Annotated in this window: 1 protein-coding gene; it reads right to left on the bottom strand. The window is 73.4% G+C overall.

Annotated features, from left to right (window positions below; translation table 11 throughout):
• Window positions 1-30 precede the first annotated feature (30 nt).
• Window positions 31-1,151, bottom strand: a 1,121-nt coding sequence (gene cydC / locus R1101_RS0123945; RefSeq protein WP_016935687.1) for a thiol reductant ABC exporter subunit CydC, incomplete at its 5' end; no start/stop codon positions are given.

Genomic DNA, 1,151 nt, shown 5'->3' with positions numbered 1-1,151 from the left:
GACCACCTCCTTCCTCGTGTACCTGCGAAATTACGCCTCGCCCGGGGAGCTGTGCAACGGAATTTTCTCGACGCGAACGACCAAGTCGGCGGCCGTGTCCGCGGGTAGGCGGTGGGTGACCACCACGACGCTGCGTTCGGGTCCGACCAGACACGCATCCCGGTCCAGGAGGAGCCGCTGCAGCCGCTCCGCGCTCTCGTCGTCGAGATGCTCGGTGGGTTCGTCGAGCAACAGGATCCGCGCGGGCGACAGCAGGGCCCGGGCCAGCAGGAGACGACGGCGTTGCCCACCGGAGACCGTGCGGGCCCCGGCTCCGAGAACGGTGTGGACGCCCTGCGGGAGTCCGTCCACCCACTCCCCCAGCCCCACCGCCCCGAGGGCGGCCGACGCCTCGGTCTCGTCCACGTCGCCCCGCGCCACGCGCAGGTTCTCGAGGATCGACGTGTCGAACAGGTGGGCGTCCTCCGCGAAGAACCCGATCTGCCGGCGCACCGCACCGGGATCGATGTCCGCGAGGTGGACACCGTCGAGGGTCACCGTGCCTCCGCGTGGGTCGAGCAACCCCGCGAGTGTCATGAGCACGGTGGTCTTGCCGCTGCCGCTGCCGCCCACGATCGCGACGCGACAACCCGGCCGCAGGTCGAGGTCGACCGGTTCGGTGGCCGGTCCGCCGGGCCATCCACCTCGTAGCCCCTCCGCACGCAGCCGGCCGGGGCCGTGGGCCGGTGCGGTGCCGTGCGGGACCGTCCGATCGGCGCGGTCGAGCAGATCAGTGATACGACGGGCTGCCAGGCGTGCGCGGTTGAGGGTCTGCGCGGCGGCCGGCAGTGCGGCGGTGGCCTCGAACGCCGACAGGGGCAGCAGGACGAGGACGCCGAGTGTCGTCGGGCTCATGGCCGCGGGTCCGGAGCCGAAGACCGTGATGCCGACGAGGAGAGCACCGAGCACGCTCGCCCCCACGGCGAGGGGTGCGGCGGCGTCGGCGAACGCGGCGGGGGCCGCCGACCGGTCGGTGGCGCGGACGGAGGCGACGTTCGCGGCGCGGGCCCGCCGGGTGAGCGGATCCAGCCGTCCCGCGACCCGCAGTTCCGCCGCGTGGTCCAGCACCGTGACCGCGTCCTCGGTGAACCGGGTGCGGGCCGCGTTCGCAT

The organism is Rhodococcus sp. R1101 (assembly GCF_000278445.1).
GTDB lineage: Bacteria > Actinomycetota > Actinomycetes > Mycobacteriales > Mycobacteriaceae > Rhodococcus > Rhodococcus gordoniae.
The sequence above is the reverse complement of the archived record's forward strand: the minus strand, read 5'-3'. Positions and strand labels throughout refer to the sequence as shown.